The organism is Clostridium sp. (assembly GCF_018372875.1).
Taxonomy (GTDB): domain Bacteria; phylum Bacillota; class Clostridia; order Clostridiales; family Clostridiaceae; genus Clostridium.
The window spans coordinates 45,142-66,041 of record NZ_JAHAIF010000010.1 but is presented as its reverse complement, the minus strand read 5'-3'; the positions used below and the strand labels follow the sequence as shown (position 1 = coordinate 66,041).

At 29.2% G+C, this 20,900-nt stretch carries 16 protein-coding genes; 6 read left to right on the top strand and 10 right to left on the bottom strand.

The window, feature by feature from the left end; genetic code table 11:
• Positions 1-66 precede the first annotated feature (66 nt).
• The 3 genes from KIB46_RS05385 to KIB46_RS05375 all read left to right on the top strand — a co-directional run bounded on the left by KIB46_RS05385 (position 67) and on the right by KIB46_RS05375 (position 5,653).
• Positions 67-2,241 (top strand): DNA topoisomerase III, encoded by a 2,175-nt coding sequence (locus tag KIB46_RS05385; protein WP_291671105.1) that lies wholly within the window; start codon positions 67-69, stop codon positions 2,239-2,241.
• Between the two features lie 130 nt (positions 2,242-2,371).
• A complete protein-coding gene (locus tag KIB46_RS05380) occupies positions 2,372-3,577 on the top strand; it encodes a S8 family serine peptidase (protein ID WP_291671104.1) in 1,206 nt (401 codons plus the stop codon).
• Between the two features lie 1,134 nt (positions 3,578-4,711).
• Positions 4,712-5,653 carry a tyrosine recombinase XerC gene (locus tag KIB46_RS05375; RefSeq protein ID WP_291671111.1) on the top strand — a complete coding sequence of 314 codons (942 nt, stop codon included), beginning with the start codon at positions 4,712-4,714 and terminating at the stop codon, positions 5,651-5,653.
• 33 nt (positions 5,654-5,686) lie between these two features.
• Here the strand turns inward: KIB46_RS05375 and KIB46_RS05370 are convergent, their stop codons facing one another.
• From KIB46_RS05370 to KIB46_RS05360, 3 genes are all read right to left on the bottom strand, one after another.
• Entirely contained in the window at positions 5,687-5,950 is a 264-nt protein-coding gene (locus tag KIB46_RS05370) for a hypothetical protein (protein ID WP_156561073.1), read from the bottom strand.
• Positions 5,951-6,127: 177 nt separating this feature from the next.
• Positions 6,128-6,697 carry a hypothetical protein gene (locus KIB46_RS05365; protein WP_156561072.1) on the bottom strand — a complete coding sequence of 190 codons (570 nt, stop codon included), beginning with the start codon at positions 6,695-6,697 and terminating at the stop codon, positions 6,128-6,130.
• Between the two features lie 68 nt (positions 6,698-6,765).
• On the bottom strand, positions 6,766-7,179 hold the full coding sequence (locus KIB46_RS05360) for a hypothetical protein (RefSeq protein ID WP_291671103.1): 414 nt from the start codon (positions 7,177-7,179) through the stop codon (positions 6,766-6,768).
• A gap of 151 nt (positions 7,180-7,330) precedes the next feature.
• Between KIB46_RS05360 and lexA the strand changes: the two genes are divergently transcribed.
• Positions 7,331-7,942, top strand: a complete 612-nt coding sequence (gene lexA, locus KIB46_RS05355; RefSeq protein ID WP_291671102.1) for a transcriptional repressor LexA — start codon at positions 7,331-7,333, stop codon at positions 7,940-7,942.
• A 62-nt stretch (positions 7,943-8,004) separates the two neighbouring features.
• Positions 8,005-8,586 carry a metalloprotease family protein gene (locus tag KIB46_RS05350; RefSeq protein WP_291671101.1) on the top strand — a complete coding sequence of 194 codons (582 nt, stop codon included), beginning with the start codon at positions 8,005-8,007 and terminating at the stop codon, positions 8,584-8,586.
• 110 nt (positions 8,587-8,696) lie between these two features.
• On the opposite strand, the gene KIB46_RS05345 is transcribed toward KIB46_RS05350, so the two are convergent.
• From KIB46_RS05345 to mutS, 5 genes are all read right to left on the bottom strand, one after another.
• Complete coding sequence (locus KIB46_RS05345) at positions 8,697-9,980, bottom strand: methionine gamma-lyase family protein (protein ID WP_156561068.1); 1,284 nt, start codon at positions 9,978-9,980, stop codon at positions 8,697-8,699.
• A 75-nt stretch (positions 9,981-10,055) separates the two neighbouring features.
• The gene (hfq, locus tag KIB46_RS05340; protein WP_156561067.1) at positions 10,056-10,301 is read right to left on the bottom strand and encodes an RNA chaperone Hfq; all 246 of its coding nucleotides are present in this window, start codon (positions 10,299-10,301) and stop codon (positions 10,056-10,058) included.
• 43 nt (positions 10,302-10,344) lie between these two features.
• Positions 10,345-11,274, bottom strand: a complete 930-nt coding sequence (gene miaA / locus KIB46_RS05335) for a tRNA (adenosine(37)-N6)-dimethylallyltransferase MiaA (RefSeq protein ID WP_156561066.1) — start codon at positions 11,272-11,274, stop codon at positions 10,345-10,347.
• Positions 11,275-11,289: 15 nt separating this feature from the next.
• Positions 11,290-13,143, bottom strand: coding sequence for a DNA mismatch repair endonuclease MutL (mutL, locus tag KIB46_RS05330; RefSeq protein ID WP_291671100.1), 1,854 nt, complete (start codon positions 13,141-13,143; stop codon positions 11,290-11,292).
• Between the two features lie 13 nt (positions 13,144-13,156).
• Positions 13,157-15,859 carry a DNA mismatch repair protein MutS gene (gene mutS, locus KIB46_RS05325; protein WP_291671099.1) on the bottom strand — a complete coding sequence of 901 codons (2,703 nt, stop codon included), beginning with the start codon at positions 15,857-15,859 and terminating at the stop codon, positions 13,157-13,159.
• Positions 15,860-16,174: 315 nt separating this feature from the next.
• Here mutS and KIB46_RS05320 point away from each other — a divergent pair, with 315 nt between their 5' ends.
• Entirely contained in the window at positions 16,175-16,519 is a 345-nt protein-coding gene (locus tag KIB46_RS05320) for a phenylpyruvate tautomerase MIF-related protein (protein ID WP_156561063.1), read from the top strand.
• A gap of 90 nt (positions 16,520-16,609) precedes the next feature.
• Here the strand turns inward: KIB46_RS05320 and KIB46_RS05315 are convergent, their stop codons facing one another.
• A complete protein-coding gene (locus KIB46_RS05315) occupies positions 16,610-19,813 on the bottom strand; it encodes a sensor histidine kinase (protein ID WP_291671098.1) in 3,204 nt (1,067 codons plus the stop codon).
• A gap of 199 nt (positions 19,814-20,012) precedes the next feature.
• Positions 20,013-20,882 carry an NAD(P)H-dependent oxidoreductase gene (locus KIB46_RS05310; RefSeq protein WP_291671097.1) on the bottom strand — a complete coding sequence of 290 codons (870 nt, stop codon included), beginning with the start codon at positions 20,880-20,882 and terminating at the stop codon, positions 20,013-20,015.
• Between the last annotated feature and the right edge of the window lie 18 nt (positions 20,883-20,900).

Here is a 20,900-nt window from a genome sequence, read left to right as displayed (position 1 = left end):
ATATATTTTTTCCTTTCATTAGTTTATAATGAAGGTTAAAGACTTCAATGAATTAGGAGGAAGCATATGAATTTAAAGATAGTACTAGCAGAAAAACCTTCTGTAGGAAGAGAAATTGCTAGAGTTTTAAAATGTAAGAATAATAAAGGAAGTTATATAGAAGGGAATGGATACATAGTAACATGGGCGTTAGGTCACTTAGTAGGACTAATGGATCCAGAAGGCTATGGAGATAAATATAAAAAGTGGAGCATGGAGACATTGCCAATGCTACCTAAGCCAATGAAGCTTACAGTGTTAAAGAAAACAAGTAAGCAATACAATGAAGTAAAAAAACAACTACTTAGAAATGATGTAGATGAAATTATAATTGCTACTGATGCGGGAAGAGAAGGAGAGCTAGTAGCAAGATGGATAATAGATAAGTCTGGTGTTAGAAAGAAGATAAAAAGACTTTGGATATCTTCTCAAACAGATAAGGCTATAATGGATGGCTTTAAGAATCTTAAAGATGGTAGAGCATATGATAATTTATATAAGGCAGCAGTTTGTAGGGCAGAGGCAGACTGGCTAGTAGGTTTGAATGTAACCAGAGCTTTAACATGTAAATACAATGCTCAATTATCAGCAGGAAGAGTACAATCACCTACCTTAGCTATGATAGTGAATAGGGAAGATGAGATTAAAAACTTTAAACCAGAGGATTACTACAATTTAAAAGCCCTAACTGATAAGTTTGCCCTTTCATTGGTTAGTACAAAGGGCAACACTAATATCTTCAAGGAGGAGGTTGCTAAATCTATTTTAGATAAGACTAAAAACTCTACAGGAGAAGTAATAGATATTACAAAGAGTAGAAAGAAAAAATACTCTCCAGCATTGTATGACTTAACAGAACTACAAAGAGATGCTAATAGGATTTGGGGATACTCAGCAAAGCAAACTCTTAATATAATGCAAAGATTATACGAAAACTACAAATTATTAACTTATCCTAGAACTGATTCTAGATATATTTCATCTGATATTTTACCTACAATACCAGATAGACTAAGGGGAATATCAGTAGGAGAATATAGAGCATATGCAGATAAGTTATTAAAACAAGGTGTTAAAGGAAATAAAAGCTTTGTAGATAACTCAAAAGTAAGTGATCACCACGCTATTATACCTACAGAAGAAAAGCTTAACCTTGGAATTTTAAGCTCAGAAGAGAAGAACATATATAATTTAGTTGTAAAAAGATTCTTAAGTGTAATGTTACAACCATATGAATATGAACAAACTACAATAAAGGTAAACATAAATGGAGAGATTTTCTTAGCTAAAGGAAATACAACCTTAGAAAAGGGATGGAAAGCTCTATATCGAAGAGAAGATTTAGATGATGAAGAGGGAACGCAAGAATTACCTACATTAAACGTTAATGATAAAGTAAATATAAAAAAGATAGAGCTTACAAAGAAACAAACAACTCCTCCAGGAAGATTTAATGAAGGAACTTTACTATCTGCTATGGAAAATCCACATAAGTATATAAATGTAGGGAAGGATGCAGCAAAGACATTAGGGGAGACTGGTGGCCTTGGAACAGTTGCAACTAGAGCAGACATAATAGAAAAGTTATTTAATTCATTTGTAATAGAGAAGAGGGGGAAGGATATTTATCCTACATCTAAGGGAATACAATTAATAGAGCTTGTTCCTGAAGAATTAAAATCTCCTTTACTTACTGCTAAGTGGGAAAAGGACTTAGAGGATATATCAAGAGGAAAAACAAATGATAAGGCATTTATAGAAAACATGAAAAGATATGCTACATCATTAGTAGAAGATGTAAAAAAGGGAACAAATAAGTTCCATCATGATAATCAAACAGGAAAAAGATGCCCTAACTGTGGAAAGTATATGCTTGAAGTTAACGGTAAAAACGGAAGAATGCTAGTATGTCAAGATAGGGAATGTGGCTATAGAGAAAACTTAGCTAGACTTACTAATGCAAGATGTCCAGAATGCAAGAAGAGGTTAGAACTTAGAGGGCATGGAGAAGGAAAAATCTACGTATGCCCAGGACAAAACTGTAATTTTAGGGAAAAGGCTAGCCAATTTGAGAAGAGATTTGACAAAAGTGCTAAGGTAGATAAGAAGGTAGTTAATAATATAATGAAAAAGATGAAAAAAGAAGCAGAGGAGTTTAATAATAATCCTTTTGCAGATTTGCTAAAAAATATGAGTAAATAAGATAGAAAAAGCTATAATGCATTTTTATATGTGTTATAGCTTTTTTAACCAAGATATATGTAATATATTACTATATAATATATATAATGAGATAAAAGAGTGAAGTATAATAGGAAAGTAGGAGGTATGTATGAAAAAAATATTGTCAATGTCTTTAATTTTAACTTTCATAATATCATCATGTTTATTAATATCTTGTTCCAATAATGATATTTGGAAAAATGGGTATATTCAAAATCATCCAAGGAATAATCTTACATTAATGCAAAAAGGCCAAAATGAAAGGGCTGATAATATTAAATACGGAAAAGATATCTATGGGATTATAGATTTAAGGACTACTAAAGTGGACAGTCAATATCTAAATAGATTATCATTATCTGATTTAAATGATTTTATGAATTTTGATGATTTAACGGAGTGGCCAAAATACTTACCTAAAGGTTTTGACCCTCAAAGACTTATAGAAGAAGGAAAAGAAAAGAAGCTAAACTTACAAGAAGTACATGATAAAGGTTATAATGGCGCAGGTGTAGGTATAGCTATGATAGATCAAACATTATTAGTAGATCACGTAGAGATAAAGGATAATCTAAAATTTTATAAAGCTTTTTCTAAAGAAAAAGAAGTTGCTAGTATGCACGGAGTAGAAATGGCTTCAATCGCAGTAGGAAAGAATGTAGGCGTTGCCCCTAATGCTGACCTTTATTTCGTAGCTGAGGATTGTTATGATTATGAAACAAAAGAACAAGATTTTACTCATGCAGCTGAAGATATTTTAAATATTATTGAACTAAATAAAACATTGGATAATAAAATTAGAGTTATATCATTTTCTAGTGGTTATTCAAGTAAGTATACTGAAGATGGTAAAATAATAAAAGGTTCTGTAGAATTAGAGGAGGCTATAAGAAAAGCTGAAGAAAATAATATTGAGGTGTTATGCCTAATACCAGGAAATAATATTAATAAGTTTCAAAGCTTAACAAGAACATCTTATGGAGATGTTAATGATTTTAATAATTATAAGCCATATTTTTATACTAATGCTCCTGATGACACTTTATATGTTCCAACAGATAAGAAAACCTATGCTTCTTTTTTGGGGGAAGATAAATATGCTTACGACTCATGGGGTGGCATGAGTTCTATAGTTCCTTATGTTGCAGGATTATATGCCTTGGCATGTCAAGCTGATAATAGTATAACTTTTGAAAAGTTTCTTGAAGTAGCTGATAAAACTGCTTATGAATCAGAATGCGTTTCAGAAGAGTATGGTAAACAAAGATTTAGGATTATTAACCCTAATGCTATCATTGAAGAATTAATAAATTAATGTAATATAATAAATAAGTGCCTTGCAGTAATGGAGGAGGAAAGTAGTGAAAGCTAAAAATATTAAGATAAAATAAATTCTTTACTATTTGTATATCCAAGAATCAGGGCATTTATTACTGTTTATTATAATAGCTATGGATCACTTGTTTGTTATACTTATTTCTTACAATAATTAATAAGCATTTAAAAAATATAGATTTTTATTTCTGTGTTTTTATTTTACCTTATCTGACCTTAGTAATACATGTAATTTACTTTTATTATATATTTTGCTATTTATGTATTTATAATATTAAAATATAATTTTATTCTATATTATGATAATAAACACTTATAATACTTTTTATTATATTAAATACTAAAATTATAATATTTTTAGCAATTTCGATTTTAACAGATTTTACGATAAAAGTTTTACAAAAACATACAAATACTAATTCGAATGAAAACTTTAAATATATTTTTTGTATAATTTCATTTGTTTAAAAAATCAAATTCCTAATGCATATTTAAAGTCGAAAGAAATAAAATCAAAAAGAAGTGGTTATATACAAAAAATATTAAAATATTAATATTTTCTCTAAAAATCACTATATTTTTGCTCAAAAATAATTTCGCTAAATATACATTTATTACATTTCGTGTACTTGAAAGAGAAAAAACCCTATGATATAATAAAATCAAGGTTTAAGACTATATTGTAAAGGTGAAAAAAATGAAAAAAATACGAAATAAAACTCTAAAATATAAAAATTACGAATATCCTGAAGAAATTCTTCCTCTTTTTGAAGTGAATTTAACAAATGCAGATAGAAAAAGAATTCATAAAGTTTATTCTAACTATTATGATTTAAATTCTGAACGTGGATATGAATTTATAATTGAGGACTTATACATACTTGCTTATAAAAATAAACTTACCACTACAGAATTATCAAAAATATATAATGTTACTCCAAGAGCTGTTCAAATATGGTTAAAGGAACTTGGATTAAATAGAGATTTAAAAACTGCTTCTAAGTTAAAAAATAAAAACTCTGATTTAAATTTATCTAATCCTTTAAATAAAGGTCAGGAAATATCAAATAAATTTGGTATAGATATTTCTCAAGACTCAAAATATCCAAATTATATGGTAGACTTCTTAAATTACTTAGAAACAATCAAAGGAAAATCAAAAAATACAATCAATGGATATTCTATAGATTTAACATTATTTTTTAGATTTATGAAAGTTTATAAAGGATTAGTTAATGATCCTGATTTAGAATTTGAAGAAATTCAGATAAATGACTTAGATAATGATTTTGTAAGAAGAATTAAGTTAACAGATTTATATGCCTTTCTCTCATTTGTTGAAAAACAAAGGGATAACGGAACATATGCCAGAGCTAGAAAGGTAGCTTGCTTAAAATCCTTCTTTAAGTTCCTTAATGGAAAAGCGAAAATAATTGATGAAAATCCAACCTTAGAGTTGGAATCTCCTAAAATAAACAAAAGACATCCTGTTTATCTAACTCTAGAACAAAGTATAGATCTACTCTCCTCCTTAGATCAAGAAGATAAAAACTATAACAGAGATTATTGTATTTTAACCTTATTTTTAAATTGCGGAATGAGACTTTCAGAACTTTGCTCAATACAAATTGATAAAATAAAAGGTGATACATTAACTATCATTGGTAAAGGAAATAAAGAACGTACAGTTTATCTTAATGAAGCTTGCTTAAAGGCTATAAACAGCTATCTTTCTTCTAGAGATATTTCTAAAGTATCTGATGAAAACAAGAAGTTTCTATTTCTTTCAAACAGAAACTTACCTATAAACAAACGAACTGTTGAACTTTTAGTAAAAAAACATATAGGTAATGCTGGTATAGTTGATGGAAAGTACACTCCTCATAAGCTTAGACATACTGCTGCTACCCTAATGTATAAGCATGGTAATGTAGATATAAGAAGTTTACAGAGCATTCTAGGACACGAAAATATATCAACAACTCAAATCTACACCCATATTGATGATGATGCTCTTAGGGATGCTGTTAAGTCAAATCCTTTATCTAAATTATAGACAAGCAAGGAGAGTTTTATACTCTCCCCTTACCTACATTTTTATAATACCCATATATTTATTACATAGAATACTTATTAATAACATTCCATAAAAACTCATGGACATAAGAATTATCTTAGTTTTAGTTAAGCTTATTCCTTTATTTAAAACCCAATTATTTATATATAAATTAATAATAATAACAGAAAGTAAATAGAATTTATCATTATTTAGTGAAAAAAGAATTATAAATGATGTGATCATATTGGATAATATTACAGAAATTAAAGGATATTTATAAAGAAATTTTTTCATAGCTAAACCTTCCCTAGTATTATTTCCTTATATTGTATTATAAATATTCTAATAATATTACAAATAAAATTCATAATATATATTATGTAAAGTAATTCTACATAATAGTACAATAAAAGCACAGAACTTTTATTAGTTCCATGCTTTTATTTATGTTGAATTCCTAATATAAAATTTTTATAATAATGGTTCTCCTAAAATTTCTTTTAAAGCAGTTAAAACTGATTCATTATTTCCATCATAGATAACTACTAATCTACCCTTTTTATAAATATGAGCTGCTTTGGTCCAGCTTGTTTTATTACCATTAATCATCATTCCATTATCAGTTATGCTTTTTAAGTCACCTTCTAAAGTACTCTTTGCACTTTCTTCATATTCATAAATAGATAATCTGTCTCCGTTTATAGTATAATCATCATTTTCTACTGATAATAATGATTTAGTGTCTTCTATTTCTGTTAATTTATATCCCTTTTTCTCTATTTCTTTTTTAAAGTCATCTTCGTTATATGTCATTGAATTATCTGTAACCTTATCCAAAAGACCAACTCCGGCCTCGCCTACATTTTTAATACCTTCACCAACGTCCTCTATCCCTCTCTTAGCCGCATCACCTACATCTTCTGCACCATTTTTAATTTTATCTCCTGCATTTTCAGCTGTATTTTTATTACATCCAATAAATGTTGTAGATGTTGCTAAGCCTAATGCTAATACTAATGCTAATAATTTTTTCTTTTTCATAAAAAATCACCTCAATCTACTTTTCTTTACTTAGTTTCTGTAGATTGGGGTGATTTTATTCCTATTAATTATTTACTTTTTCCTTTAAGTTTTCTTACTCCTGGGAATACTTCTTCTGTCATTTCTTCTAAGTTTTCTTCTTCAAAGAAACTTTCATCTAAGTATTCAATATGGTCAAATGCATCTTCATAATCTTCATCTAAGGAAGTGAAATCAATACCTGATTCCTTAGATAACTTTTCATAAGCATCTTTTAATAAATCAACATTAGAATCTTCATCTATATCTTCTTTGTCTTCTGCTTTAAGAAGCTCCTTTTTATATTCTTCTTCTAAAAATTTATTTTCTTCAACAGTTTTAGCTATATCTTCAATCTTAATGGCTCTTATATCTATACCTTGTTCTTCAAGGCATTTACCACAATTATCGCATATCTTCTTTTCGTATAAATCGCAAAAATCATCTTCAGTATATTTTCCCATAGGAATACACCACCTTCCCAAATAATCAAAGTTCATTATATCAAATACTATAATAATAAGCAAATTTCTATAAGATTATACAAGAACATTAGTTTTGAGAACATAAGTTTGATATATTTATTAGAATATGATATAATTTTTTAAAAGAGGTGTGGTTATGTTAGAAAGTAAAGATAAACAAAAGGAAATATACGAATTTTTAAAAACATATACAGAAAATAAAGGATATCCTCCTTCAGTAAGGGAAATTTGTGAAGCAGTTTCATTAAAATCTACTTCTACTGTTCATGGGCATTTAAAAAGATTAGAGAAAAAAGGATTAATTAAAAGAGATCCTACAAAACCAAGAGCTTTAGAAATCGTTGAATTAAATTCGACTAAAAGAGAAATGTTGAATATCCCTATTGTAGGTAAAGTAACTGCAGGATTGCCTATTTTAGCCACTGAAAACATTGAAGACACATTCTCATTACCTTTAGATTTCATTAAGCATGATAGAGAATTATATATGCTTAAGGTAACAGGAGATTCTATGATAAATGCAGGTATTCGTGAAGGTGACCTAGCAATTATAGAACAAACAAATGCTGCTTTAAATGGAGAAATTGTAGTAGCTTTAATAGAAAATGAAGCTACTATTAAAAGATTCTTCAAAGAAAAAGATTCAATTAGATTACAACCAGAAAATGATTCAATGGCACCAATTATAGTTGAGGATTGTAGCATATTAGGAAAGCTTGTAGGATTATTTAGGCAATATTAAGTAATATTGATATGTAAAGAGTTATATATTTTATATATAGCTCTTTTTTAATTGGAGGAAGCATGAATTATTTAATGAATAATTATCCTATTGTTAAGACTAAATATAAATTTACTAACATTCACCCTATATCTGAAGATAAATATTTAATATATACTTTTAAAATCTTCCTAGTACTATTTTATCCTTTATGCTTTGGACTAGGAATTATGATGTATACTTACCACAATAAATTTATACATTATGCATTTTACTTTTTAGCCTTTTTAGCTTTATCATTATTAATAATAACTCCCCTTCATATTCTTATACATATTTTAGCTTACCCCGGAAGTTATAATGATGAGAACCTTTATGTAGGTTTTAATAAGAAGCATCTAGATTTTTTTGCTATTTATAATTTACCACTTACGAGAAAAAGGTTACTATTTTCCTTATTATTACCTTTATTAAGCTTGTCTGTTATAACTCTAATAACGCTGATTTTCTTCTCTACTAGTATGGTTGTATATGCTCTTTTTTGTGTTAGCGTTTTACTATCAGTACATGATATATATGATGCCTATCTACTTATAAAATATAAAGACAAAAAAGAGAATGTAAAATATATAAAGATAGAAAATTCAATATATAAAACAAATTAAAAAGGTGGAGAGATATTTATTTTGCTTGTTAAGTCCTTACGATCTAAGTCACATCAAAACAAATATCTCCACCATTCCTACTAAAGATAAGGAAATTATAAAATTAATATCTAGTTATTAAGTACATTATTTAAAGCTATTAAAACACCAATCTTGCCATGGTCAAAAGTTAATCCCCCTTGAAGATATGCTATATATGGCTCTCTAATAGGAGCATCAGCAGACAATTCTATAGAAGATCCTTGAACAAATGCACCAGCTGCCATTATAACTTCATCCTTATAACCAGGCATTGCCCATGGTTCACATTCAACAAAAGAATCAATTGGTGAACCATATTGAATTCCCTTACAGAATCTTATAAGTTTATTTGCCTCTCCAAACTTTATAGCTTGAATTATATCACTTCTCTTTTCGTCAAATCTTGGCTTAACTTCAAATCCTGCAAGTTCCATAATTCTAGCACAGAAAACTGCACCTTTAACAGCTTCCATTGCTATATGAGGTGCTAAAAATAGTCCTTGAAATAAAGTTCTCATAAGACCAAATGTAGCTCCACACTCTCCTCCTATTCCAGGAACAGTTAATCTATATGATGCTTGTTCAACTAACTCTTTCTTACCAACAATGTAACCACCTGCTGGTGCTATACCACCACCAATGTTCTTAATTAAAGAGCCTGCAATAATATCAGCTCCAACTTCTGTTGGTTCTATTATATCTATAAATTCACCGTAGCAGTTATCTACAAATACGTTAATATCATTTCTTATATCTTTTATGTATGAAATTACTTCTCCTATTTCTTTTACGCTGAAGGAATTTCTCCACCCATAACCTGTACTTCTTTGGATATGTACTATTTTAACAGAAGGATCTTCTAAAGCTTTTTTTATTCCTTCTAAATCAAATTTACCTTCATCAGTTAAGTCAACTTGACCATAATTTACTCCATATTCCTTTAATGAACCTATATTTTCATCACCTGAAATACCTATAATGTTATGTAATGTATCATATGGCTTTCCTGAAACGCATAGAAGGGTATTACCTGGTCTTAGGTTACCAAATAAAGCTGAACCAATAGCGTGAGTGCCATTAACAAAATGAGGTCTTACAATAGCGCTTTCAGCTTTAAATATTCTTGCATATACTTTATCTAAAGAATCTCTACCAATATCATCATATCCGTATCCTGATGAATTAGTGAAATGAGAATCGCTAATTCTTTCATCTTGGAAAGCTTTTAACACTTTCATTTGGTTAAATTCCCTTATCTCATCATACATTTTAAATTGTTCTTCACAATCCTTTAACGCTCTTTCATAAAGTTCAAATGTATTTTCTTTAAAACCATAGGTTTCTTTTAATAAATCTTTAGTATTATCTAACATTTTTCTCCTCCATGTTTTTATATTCTCTATTGATTATAGCAAATTAAAAGAGTGAAAGCCACGCTTTCACTCTTTTTAAAAATCATTTTCCTCTTGAACACCCGTAAATAAAATTGGTTTTGCTGGAGTTACTGTTGTAATTGCATGTTTATATATAAGCATTTGCTTACCTTCTTGGTCTAATACTACAGTGAAAGAATCAAACCCTTTAACAATACCTTTTAATTGAAATCCATTAGTTAAGTATATTACAACTGATATCTTGTTTTTTCTTGCACTATTTAAGAAAATATCTTGTAGGTTATTTTGTTGCTTATTCATAAAAGCACCTCCATTATCTCTCATATTACATAATATTATAAGCTTATTTATTTCCAATGTCACCTATAATTTTCTCTAATATTTCTACATTGGAAAGTATATCCTTGTCTAAAAAAGTAACCCTTGGATCTCTTCTAAACCATGTCAATTGCCTTTTGGCATAATTCCTTGAACCTTGCTTTATCATGTTAATTGCTTCTTGAAGCTTTACATCACCTTCTAAATAATAGAGTATTTCTTTATATCCTATTCCTTGCATTGATTGCATAGAAGAAGTATACCCCATTTCTTTTAGTTTTATACATTCATTAAGAAGACCTTTTTCCATCATAATATCAACACGCAGGTTTATGCGATTATATAGCTTTTCTCTATCCATTGTAAGCACATAGTAATAAATATCATACTCGCTATTATAAAAGTCATCTCCGGCGTTATATGAGCTAAATGGCTTACCTGTAAGCTTATATACCTCTAATGCCCTTATAACCCTCTTCCTATTGTTTGCATGTATTTCTTTATAGCTTATAGGGTCAATATCTTTTAACATTTCATGTATATAGTTATTTCCATGTTCATTTGCTAATTTATCTAACTCTTTTCTATACTCTTCATCCTTCTCTGCTTCAGTAAAGTTCATGTTACAGGTTAAAGAATTTATATATAACCCTGTACCTCCAACAATAATAGGAAGTTTCCCCTCTGATATTATTTCTTTTATTGCTTTTTCTCCATGTTCTTTATAATCTGCAACAGAAAAGTTTTTTGATGGGTCTACCACATCTATCAAGTGATGAGGTATACCATTCATTTCCTCTTTTGAAACCTTAGCAGAACCTATATTCATATATTTATATATTTGCATTGAATCAGCAGAAATTATTTCTCCATTTAATCTCTTTGCTAATTCTATTGATAATTCTGTCTTACCTACTGCAGTAGGTCCTCCAATAACAAGTATCTTTTTCTTCATCAATTTCACCGTTTCTTATACTATTCTTCTGAACTTTTTCTCTAAATCATAATTTGTAAACTTAATTATAGTTGGTCTACCATGTGGGCAGTGGAAAGGATCATCTATGTATCTTAACTCCTCTATAAGCTTTACCATTTCAACATCAGATAAATTATCATTCCCTTTAACTGCAGACTTACAAGCCATAGTAGCAATCCTATTATATTTTACCTCTGTAGTTTTACCTGTTCCTAATTCCTTAATATTATCTAGTATTCCTAAGAAAAGCTCCTTTGGATCTAACTTTCCTAAAAAGTATGGAACCTCTTTAAGATAAAGGGTATTTCCACCAAAGTCTTCTAATGTAAATCCTGCCCCAGAAAACACCTCTTTATTCTCTTCATAAAAGGCATAATCATCAATTGATAGGTGAATTAAGGTAGGTAACAATAAAGGCTGAACTATTAATGTATCCTCTTCTATACTTTTAAGATATCTTTCAAAAAGAATCTTTTCATGAGCAGCATGTTGATCTATCATGTATAGAACCTCATCATACTCCCCTAAAATATAAGTCTTATTAAACTGACCTATAAGCTTAAGAGGTGGAAACTTTGGTGTTCCTTTATTCTTTATTGCTTCATTAACAGTCTCTTCCTTTGTTTTTAATTCAACATTAAGTTCTACCTTATCTTCCTTTACAAGCTCATTTAAAGGCTCATATTTAACTTCAGGCTTTAAGTCTATAGGAAGCTTAACCTCTGTTACCTCTTGAGGGTCATACTTCTTAAATGTAACCTCTTCATCCATCCTCAGAGGTATATTTAGCTTTATCTCTTCTATCTCTTCCGGCTTGTATACATCCTTTTCTTCTTCTGGTACAGAGAATGTCTTAAAAACATCTTCCTTTAATGCAGAATGTACAGCATCAAAAACCTTTTTAAATAGAATTCTATCATCCTTAAACTTTATTTCAGCCTTAGTTGGATGAATATTAACATCTACAAAGTCTGGATAAACCTCTACAAATAAAATAAAGAATGGGAACTTATTAACTGTACTAAAGGACTTAAAAGCATTTTCTACAGCAGCTACTAAAGTCTTGTGCTTTATGTATCTACCATTAACAAATATGCTTTGGTTATTTCTAGACCCTCTAGATATTTCTTCTTTTCCTATATAGCCATATAGAGTAATTTCATCTTCTACATGTTCAAAGTAAAGAGTGTTTTCGCTTATGGTCTTTCCGTATATAGTTCTAACTACATCACTTAGCTTTCCATTACCATAAGTATGTAAAACCTTCTTGCCATTGTTATATAGCTTAAAACTAATTTTGGGGTTAGATAAGGCAATTCTATTTATTATGTCTGTGATTATAGAAGCCTCTCTTGAAATACTCTTTAAAAACTTCTTTCTAGCAGGTACATTATAGAATATATCTCTTACCTCTATAGTAGTTCCTTTGTTAACTCCACACTCTTCGAAGGATATAAACTCTCCACCTTCTATTATAAGCTCTTTACCAAAGTCATTATCTTCTGTTCTTGTTTTAATATTTACCTTTGATACTGATGAAATTGAAGGAAGAGCTTCTCCTCTAAAACCTAAGGTACTTATGGAGAATATATCTTCTGATGTTTTTATCTTACTTGTGGCATGAGGAAGAAAAGCTTTCTTAACATCCTCTGGATGAATACCATCTCCATCATCTATTATCTTAATAAAAGTGGTACCCCCCTCTTCAATTTCTATTGTTATATTCTTTGAATTTGCATCTATACTATTCTCAACTAATTCCTTAACAACGGAGGAAGGTCTTTCAACAACTTCCCCAGCTGCTATCTTATTTGATGTATTTTGGTCTAAAAGATTTATTCTCTTCAAATACAACCATCTCCTAATTTAAACTCTTTGCATCCTTAATCAATTTATATAATGTATTCATAGCATCCATAGGAGTCATATTTAAAACATCTAAATTAACAATGTCATTAATTAAGGCATCCTTTTCTACTTGTGTAAAGTCAATTTGCATTGGAGCAGAAGTTTCTATCTTCTTCTTTTCTTTAAGTTTTTCTTCTAATTCCTTGTTTATAGACTTTAATTCATTTATCTTGCATTCTAATTCTTCTACCTTAGAATTATCTATAGCAACAGCAGTTTCTCTTACATACTCTTTATGAGATACCTCTACACTACCTTCTCCTTCTAACCCTTCTAGAATCTCTTTAGCTCTTCCTATAACCTCCTTAGGAAGTCCTGCAAGCTTAGCAACCTCTATACCATAAGATTGGTCTGCACCGCCCTCTACAATCTTTCTAAGGAATATTACGTTATCTTCTATCTCTTTAACTGCTACAGAGTAGTTTTTAACTCCTTTAATCATTCCTTCAAGCTTAGTTAGTTCATGATAGTGAGTAGCAAATAGAGTTTTACATCTTAAATCATTATTCTTAGCAATATGTTCTATTACTGCCCAAGCTATACTTAAACCATCATAGGTAGATGTTCCTCTTCCTACTTCATCTAATAATACTAAGCTCTTTGATGTAGCATTCTTTAATATATTTGATACCTCCCACATCTCTACCATAAATGTAGACTTACCACCTGCTAAGTCATCAGAAGCACCTATTCTTGTAAATATCTTATCACATACAGATATATTAGCTTCCTTAGCTGGTACAAAAGATCCCATTTGTGCCATTAAAGTAATTAAGGCTACCTGTCTCATATATGTAGATTTACCAGCCATGTTAGGTCCTGTTATAAGTAATAATTGATTATCTTCTCTGTTTAATGTAGTATCATTAGCTACAAACTCACCTTTATTAATTACCTTTTCAACTACAGGGTGTCTTCCCTCTACTATATGGATATCTCCAGTTTCGTTTATCTTAGGCTTAATATAATCATTTTCTAAAGCAATTAATGCTAGAGTAGATAGTGAATCTAAGTTACCAATGATTCGAGCTGTCTTTTTAAGTCTTGCTATTTGACTTTCTACCTTATTTCTTATTTCTACAAATAGTTCATACTCTAAGTTTACAAGCTTTTCTTCTGCACCTAATATTTTATCTTCCATTTCCTTAAGCTCAGATGTAATATATCTTTCTGCATTTGCTAAGGTTTGCTTTCTTATATATCTTCCCTCTGGTATAGAAGAATAGTTTGCTTTAGATATTTCTATATAGTATCCAAATACTTTGTTATATCCTACCTTTAAGGATTTAATTCCAGTAAACTCTCTTTCAGTATTTTCTAATGAAGCAATCCACTCCTTACCATGAAGCTTTGCTCCCCTTAGCTCATCAACCATTTCATTATAACCATCTCTTATAATGTTACCTTCCTTTAAGGCAATTGATGGATCATCTAAAATTCCTTCATGTAATATTTTTCTTATATCATCTAACTCATCTAAATTGTTATAGTATTCTTTAAGTAGTAATGAGTTTGAGTTCTTAAGTTGTTCCTTAATGCCTGGTATTTTATCCAAAGATGTTCTAAGTGATACCATATCACGTCCATTTACATTACATGAAGAAATTTTACCTAAGATTCTTTCTATATCATATATTTCCTTAAGAGAAGCTCTTATATCCTCATTAAAAGCAATATCATTAAATAATTCTTCTACTGAGTCTAATCTCTTTTCTATCTCTTCCTTAACTATAAGAGGTTCATCTATCCATCTTCTTAGTGATCTTCCTCCCATAGATGTAGCTGTTTTGTCTAATACCCATAAAAGAGATCCCTTTTTAGATTTTTCTCTTATACTTTCTGTAAGTTCTAAGTTTCTTCTTGAATTTCCATCTATAGTCATAAAGTTTATAATATCGTATTTCTCTAAAAAGTTTATATTAGTTAAGCTCATCTTTTGAGTTTCATATATATACTTTAATAATACCTTAGATGCATTTTTTGAAGCTTCTTCAAGGCCTGATACCTCAGCTTCTGAGAATTGATTTATAAGTTCACTATCAATTACTTTAAAGCTATCTAGTGGCTTCCTAGTTATCAGTGCATTAGTATATGTATATATTTCATGTGCTAATTCTTCAGGCATATTAACATCTACAATTACCTCTTTAGGATTAATCTTTGTAAGTTCATCTAAAAGAGTTGTTCTTAAATTAGTAAAGGAAGTAGTTTTAAATTCTCCTGTACTAATATCAGTAGAAGCTAATCCTATATTATTTCCATCTTCATATATAGCTACTAGGTATGTATTTAAATTTTCTAATGTAGCGTTAGTATCTACATATGTACCAGGAGTAATTATCTTTATTACATCTCTTTTAACTAATCCTTTAGATAAAGCTGGATCTTCTACCTGCTCACATATAGCAACCTTATATCCTTTTGAAATTAATCTAGGAATGTATGTAGCTGCTGCATGGAATGGTATACCACACATAGGGGCTCTCTCATCTAATCCACAATCTTTTCCTGTTAAAACTAACTCTAAAGCTCTTGATGCTTCCTTTGCATCATCAAAGAACATTTCATAGAAGTCACCAACTCTATAAAAAAGTATACAATCTTGGTATTTATCTTTAATTTCTACATATTGTCTCATCATAGGAGTCAACGCCATTATTCCATCCTCCAAATTTCATAATAATTATCTATTTTATCAGATATATTTTATCATAATGATTTATAAATTGCTAAAGAGATTTTATTTGTAAACATTAAGGAAAAAAATTATTCATACTTGTAATTTTTTATGAAAAAATTGAATATATTATAACATAGTAACTTATTAAAAAATAAAAGTTGTCAGATGCTTTACATTAGAAAAACTGAATGTTAAAATATAATTACCATAATTTTCTAACTTTTTTTCACACAATTTATCAAAGTACAATATATTATTGAAATATTAATAAAAAAAGAGAGGGAGATGTACATGCCATTTATTGATTCAAAAGTTACAGTTTCTCTTTCTGAAAATCAGAAGGAGTCTTTAAAAGATGAACTAGGAAAAATTATAGATGAAATACCTGGAAAGTCACAAAAATTCTTAATGTTAGGTTTTCAAGATAACTTCCCACTATATTTTAAAGGTGAAAAGTTAGACTATGGAGCTTATATCGAAGTTAAACTATTTGGACGTGCTACAGAGGATTCTTTAAATAGGGCTACTAGAGAGATTTGTGACTTATATAAAGAGGAACTTAATATACCTCCAAAATCTATTTATGTAAAATTTGAAGAGGTAGATAACTGGGGATGGAACGGAGCCAACTTTTAATTCAATAACAAAAAAGAAAGGTGAGTAATTGTACAAAAGAATGCCATATTGATACATCTTTTACACTAATCATTCACCTTTCACTATTTACTACTTGATAGGTAATATTATTATAAATGTGCTGCCCTTTCCAATTTCACTTTTAACAAATATTTCGCCATTATGTAGCTTAACTATCTTCTTAGTAATTGTTAATCCTAATCCACTTCCACCTTTGATCTCAGACTTATTATCAATTACTTGACTAAATCTATCAAATATAGCTTCAAGATTTTCTTCCGCTATTCCTTCACCAGTGTCTTTTACACTTATTGAAACATTATTACCTATATCCTCCAACGAAACAATTATGTTACCTCCTTCAGGTGTATGTTTTATAGCATTACTTACTAAGTTAACTATACATCTTTCAATTTCATAATTATCACACAAAATAATTCTTTCTTCCATGTATGGGTCTATTATTAAATCTATACCTTTTGATTTAGCATAATCCACCAAAGTTAATGCAGCATCTTCTACAACAGATACAATATCATTCTCTTTAAGATTTAAGTTATATTTTCCACTATCAATCTTAGACGTATCTATTAAATCATTAATAATTTTAAGTAATCTATTGATATTCCTTTTCGTTACTTCCATATAGTGATTTAACCTATCTCGATTTATTCCTTCTTCAGAATTATTTAAATTCACTATCAACTGTTCAGTAGATGATAAAACATTTAATGGAGTTCTAAGTTCATGAGATAAATTTACAAAATAATTGTTCTTTCTCTTTTCAGAGTCTATTAATTTATTATATAATTCACTACTCCTATTGATTTCATCAGAAAGATCTTTTGTTCTTTGATGAACTAACAAATCTAGTCTCTTAAGCTTATTTCGTTCATTGATAAAGATTAAAATAATTATCACTATATAAATTAATAAGGCTAGGTTACTTCTCCAAAATGGAGGCTTGATTGTAAATTCAATAGTTTCTTCATCACTAAAAGAACCATTAGTACTTTTAGCTTTAAATAATAACTTATAGTCACCAGGAGAAAGATTACTTAAGGTTATCTCATTACTTTCCATAGGTATCCATTCATCCATATCTGACTTTAGATTTTTGTAATAGTATTTAATGCTATTAGTATTTTTATAATCAGGAAGAAACATTCTAATACTTATTGTATTATCTGTATGAGTAAACTTTTGGTTATGTATATCTTGTATTTCTTTACCATTAAGTTTAAAGACATCAAATTGTAGCTTAGGTAGATAACCTTCGTTTATTACTTCATCAGGGTAAAATGCATTTAGTCCTCCTACACCACCAAAATAGAACTTACCATTTTTAGATTTAAAATAAGCATTTCCATTAAACTCATTACTTTGAAGTCCATCAGTTATGTCTAATGTAACAAAAGTATCATTTTTCACATCATATTTTGATATTCCTGAATTAGTGCTCATCCACGGATTACCATCATCATCTATTAGTACACCATATATATAGTTGTTGGGTAAACCATCTTCTGTAGTATAAGTCTTAAACTTCTCTTCATCTTTATCAAACTTATTTAATCCTATTCTTGTTCCAATCCATAGGTTCCCCTCTTCATCTTCTGCTATACTTCTAATAACATCATCACTTAATGCTTCATCGTCATTTTCATCACTATAAAAAATCTTTACTTCTTCTGTTTTTGGATCAATTTTTATAAAGCCACCATTGTAGAAAGTTCCAATCCAGTATATTCCATCTTTATCTTCATATATAACACTGCAATAAGTATCTCTTACTCCCTTACTCTTTAACCAAGTATCGATATTTTTAATACTTCCATCCTGAGGATTGTATATATTGTATCCATTTGTAGTCCCAAGCCATACATATCCCTTAGAATCTATCAGTATGCTTTTAATAAACTTATCAGATAAACCATCTTCTACATCTACTACATTAACTTCCTTTTTATCTATATCAATAATATTTAATCCATTATTAGTACCAATATAGATATAGTTGTCATATCCACTTATTATGTTTATGGAATCATTAGAGAATCCTTTCATAGTAGATGTATTTACATGATAAACATCATTTGTATTTTGATTTATTACATTCACACCTTTAGAGTTAGTTCCAACCCACAAATATCCATTTTTATCTTCATAAATACCATGAATAACATTTTCACTTAGTGTATTATCTCCAAGACGGTCATCCTTTGTATAAGTATCCATTTTAATACTTGGATCAAATATACTTATACCAGCATATGTTCCAACCCATATTAGCCCCCCTCTATCTTGATATGCAGTAAATGTCTCATCATTTATTAAGCTTCTTTCATTGGAAAAGTTTTTATAATAAGTTATAAAATTATCTTTTTCCTTAGAATATTTAGCTAGTCCTTCACCTGTACAAATCCATAAATCACCCATGTTATCTTTAAGAAAGTTTCGTACGTAATTATTAGGTAATGATGTTTTGTCATTTGGATCATATCTATATTCTTTGATAGTTCTATTAACTACATCAATTTTTTTTAATCCATCATTATATGTACCTACCCATACTAATCCATTTTCATCACAAAAGATTCTTCGAACACTTTTATTAGTACAGTTCTCAAACTTATCATCATATATAAAATCTTCAACACTTTCTCCTGTGGAGGTAAGCTTGTCTAACCCCTTTTCTGTACCTACCCAGATATAACCATCTTTATCTTCTGCAAGTGAGAAAACAACCTCATTTTTAAGATTCTTTTCTGCGTTAGTAAAAGATTCAAAACTATCTGTTTCTTCATTATATATATCTATCCCACTATAATTTGCAATTAATATCCTACCATCTTTAGTTAATAAAATATCATTAACATTATTATTAGATATGTTTCCTTTATCTTCTCCTTGAACATATTGAGTTATAGTTTCATTTTCAACGTCAATTTTATTAACACCACCATAGGCTGATGCCCATATAAAACCTTGCTTATCTTCTATTATTTTACTTATATAATTACTAGTTAATCCCTTAGTAGATTTTCTCTCTTTTCTATAAACCTTAAAATTATAACCATTATATCTATTTAAACCGTCATTAGTAGCAAACCACATATACCCCCTACTGTCTTGTAGAATCGACTCTACAGTTGCTTGAGATAATCCATCCTTAATAGATATATTCTTGAAAAGTATATCCCTTTCATTAGATGCTGATACAATTGTACCGTTTAAAAAAATTGTTAAAAATAGAATTAAAGATAATATACTTTTCAATTTACTTTTACGCACTGCAATCCCTCCTAGTAGTTATATCTCTTTAGTTTGATTATACACAAAAAAACATGTTTTTGTCTATTTTGGCAATATATATTCTAATTTTTTAATGTTTTTTGTTGTTTTATGTATTATTTTGTTTTGAATTTTCAATGCATCTATTTTTATTAAAGATTAAAAAAAGCCATAGATTATACTATGACTTTTAAAATTACTATTTAAAGTAAACCTTATTTAATTCTTTCTTTAATGCTTCTCTTAATTCATTTATTTCTTCTTCATAATTATCAGAGCTATTTTTAGGGGTTCTATCGTTAACAAATCTACCGTAATTTTCAACTCCCCAAAAATCTGCTGTATCATCATCTAATACTTTGAAGGCATTCATGTAGCTATCCCAAGCTTCATTATTCATACCTTCTACACCATCTCCTATATAACCTCTTCCACCACCTAGGAATCCAGCATTCATAATAGTGTATATAGATTTTCCTTTAAGCATTCCTTCTAAGCCTTTATCTGTATCTTGATATGCAAACTTCTTAGCAAATACAGTTTCCATATACCCCTTAGTTATAGCATTAGGTGTATCATGCCAGTTTGGATAGCAAAATATTATGTAATCTGCCTTTGTAACATATTCTTGCTCTTTCTTAATTTCTGGAGTTGGTTCTCCTTTACCATCTTTAGCATAATAGAAGTTTTCTAATGATAATACTGGATTAAATTTCATATCATATAAGTCTCTTACTTCAACCTCTACATTCTTTTCCTCAAAATGCTTCATAGCTGTTATTGCAAGATCATAGTTAACACTATCTTTTCTTGGATCACCAATTACAAATAAAGCCTTCTTTTTCTTTGAATCTGTAAAACCTTTTGGTTTATATTCTTGTACTAAATTTTCTGGAACTATAGATGCTGATGTTGTTGCATCTGCAGATGCTGATGTCGTTGCATCAGAAGTAGCACCGTTTTCCTGCGTTTGAGGTTTTTGATTATCATTAGCTGTATCACTTCCACAACCAATTAATCCTATTGTTATTATTCCTGTAATTATAGCTGTTAATATCTTTCTTTTCATTTGTATATCCCCCTATTA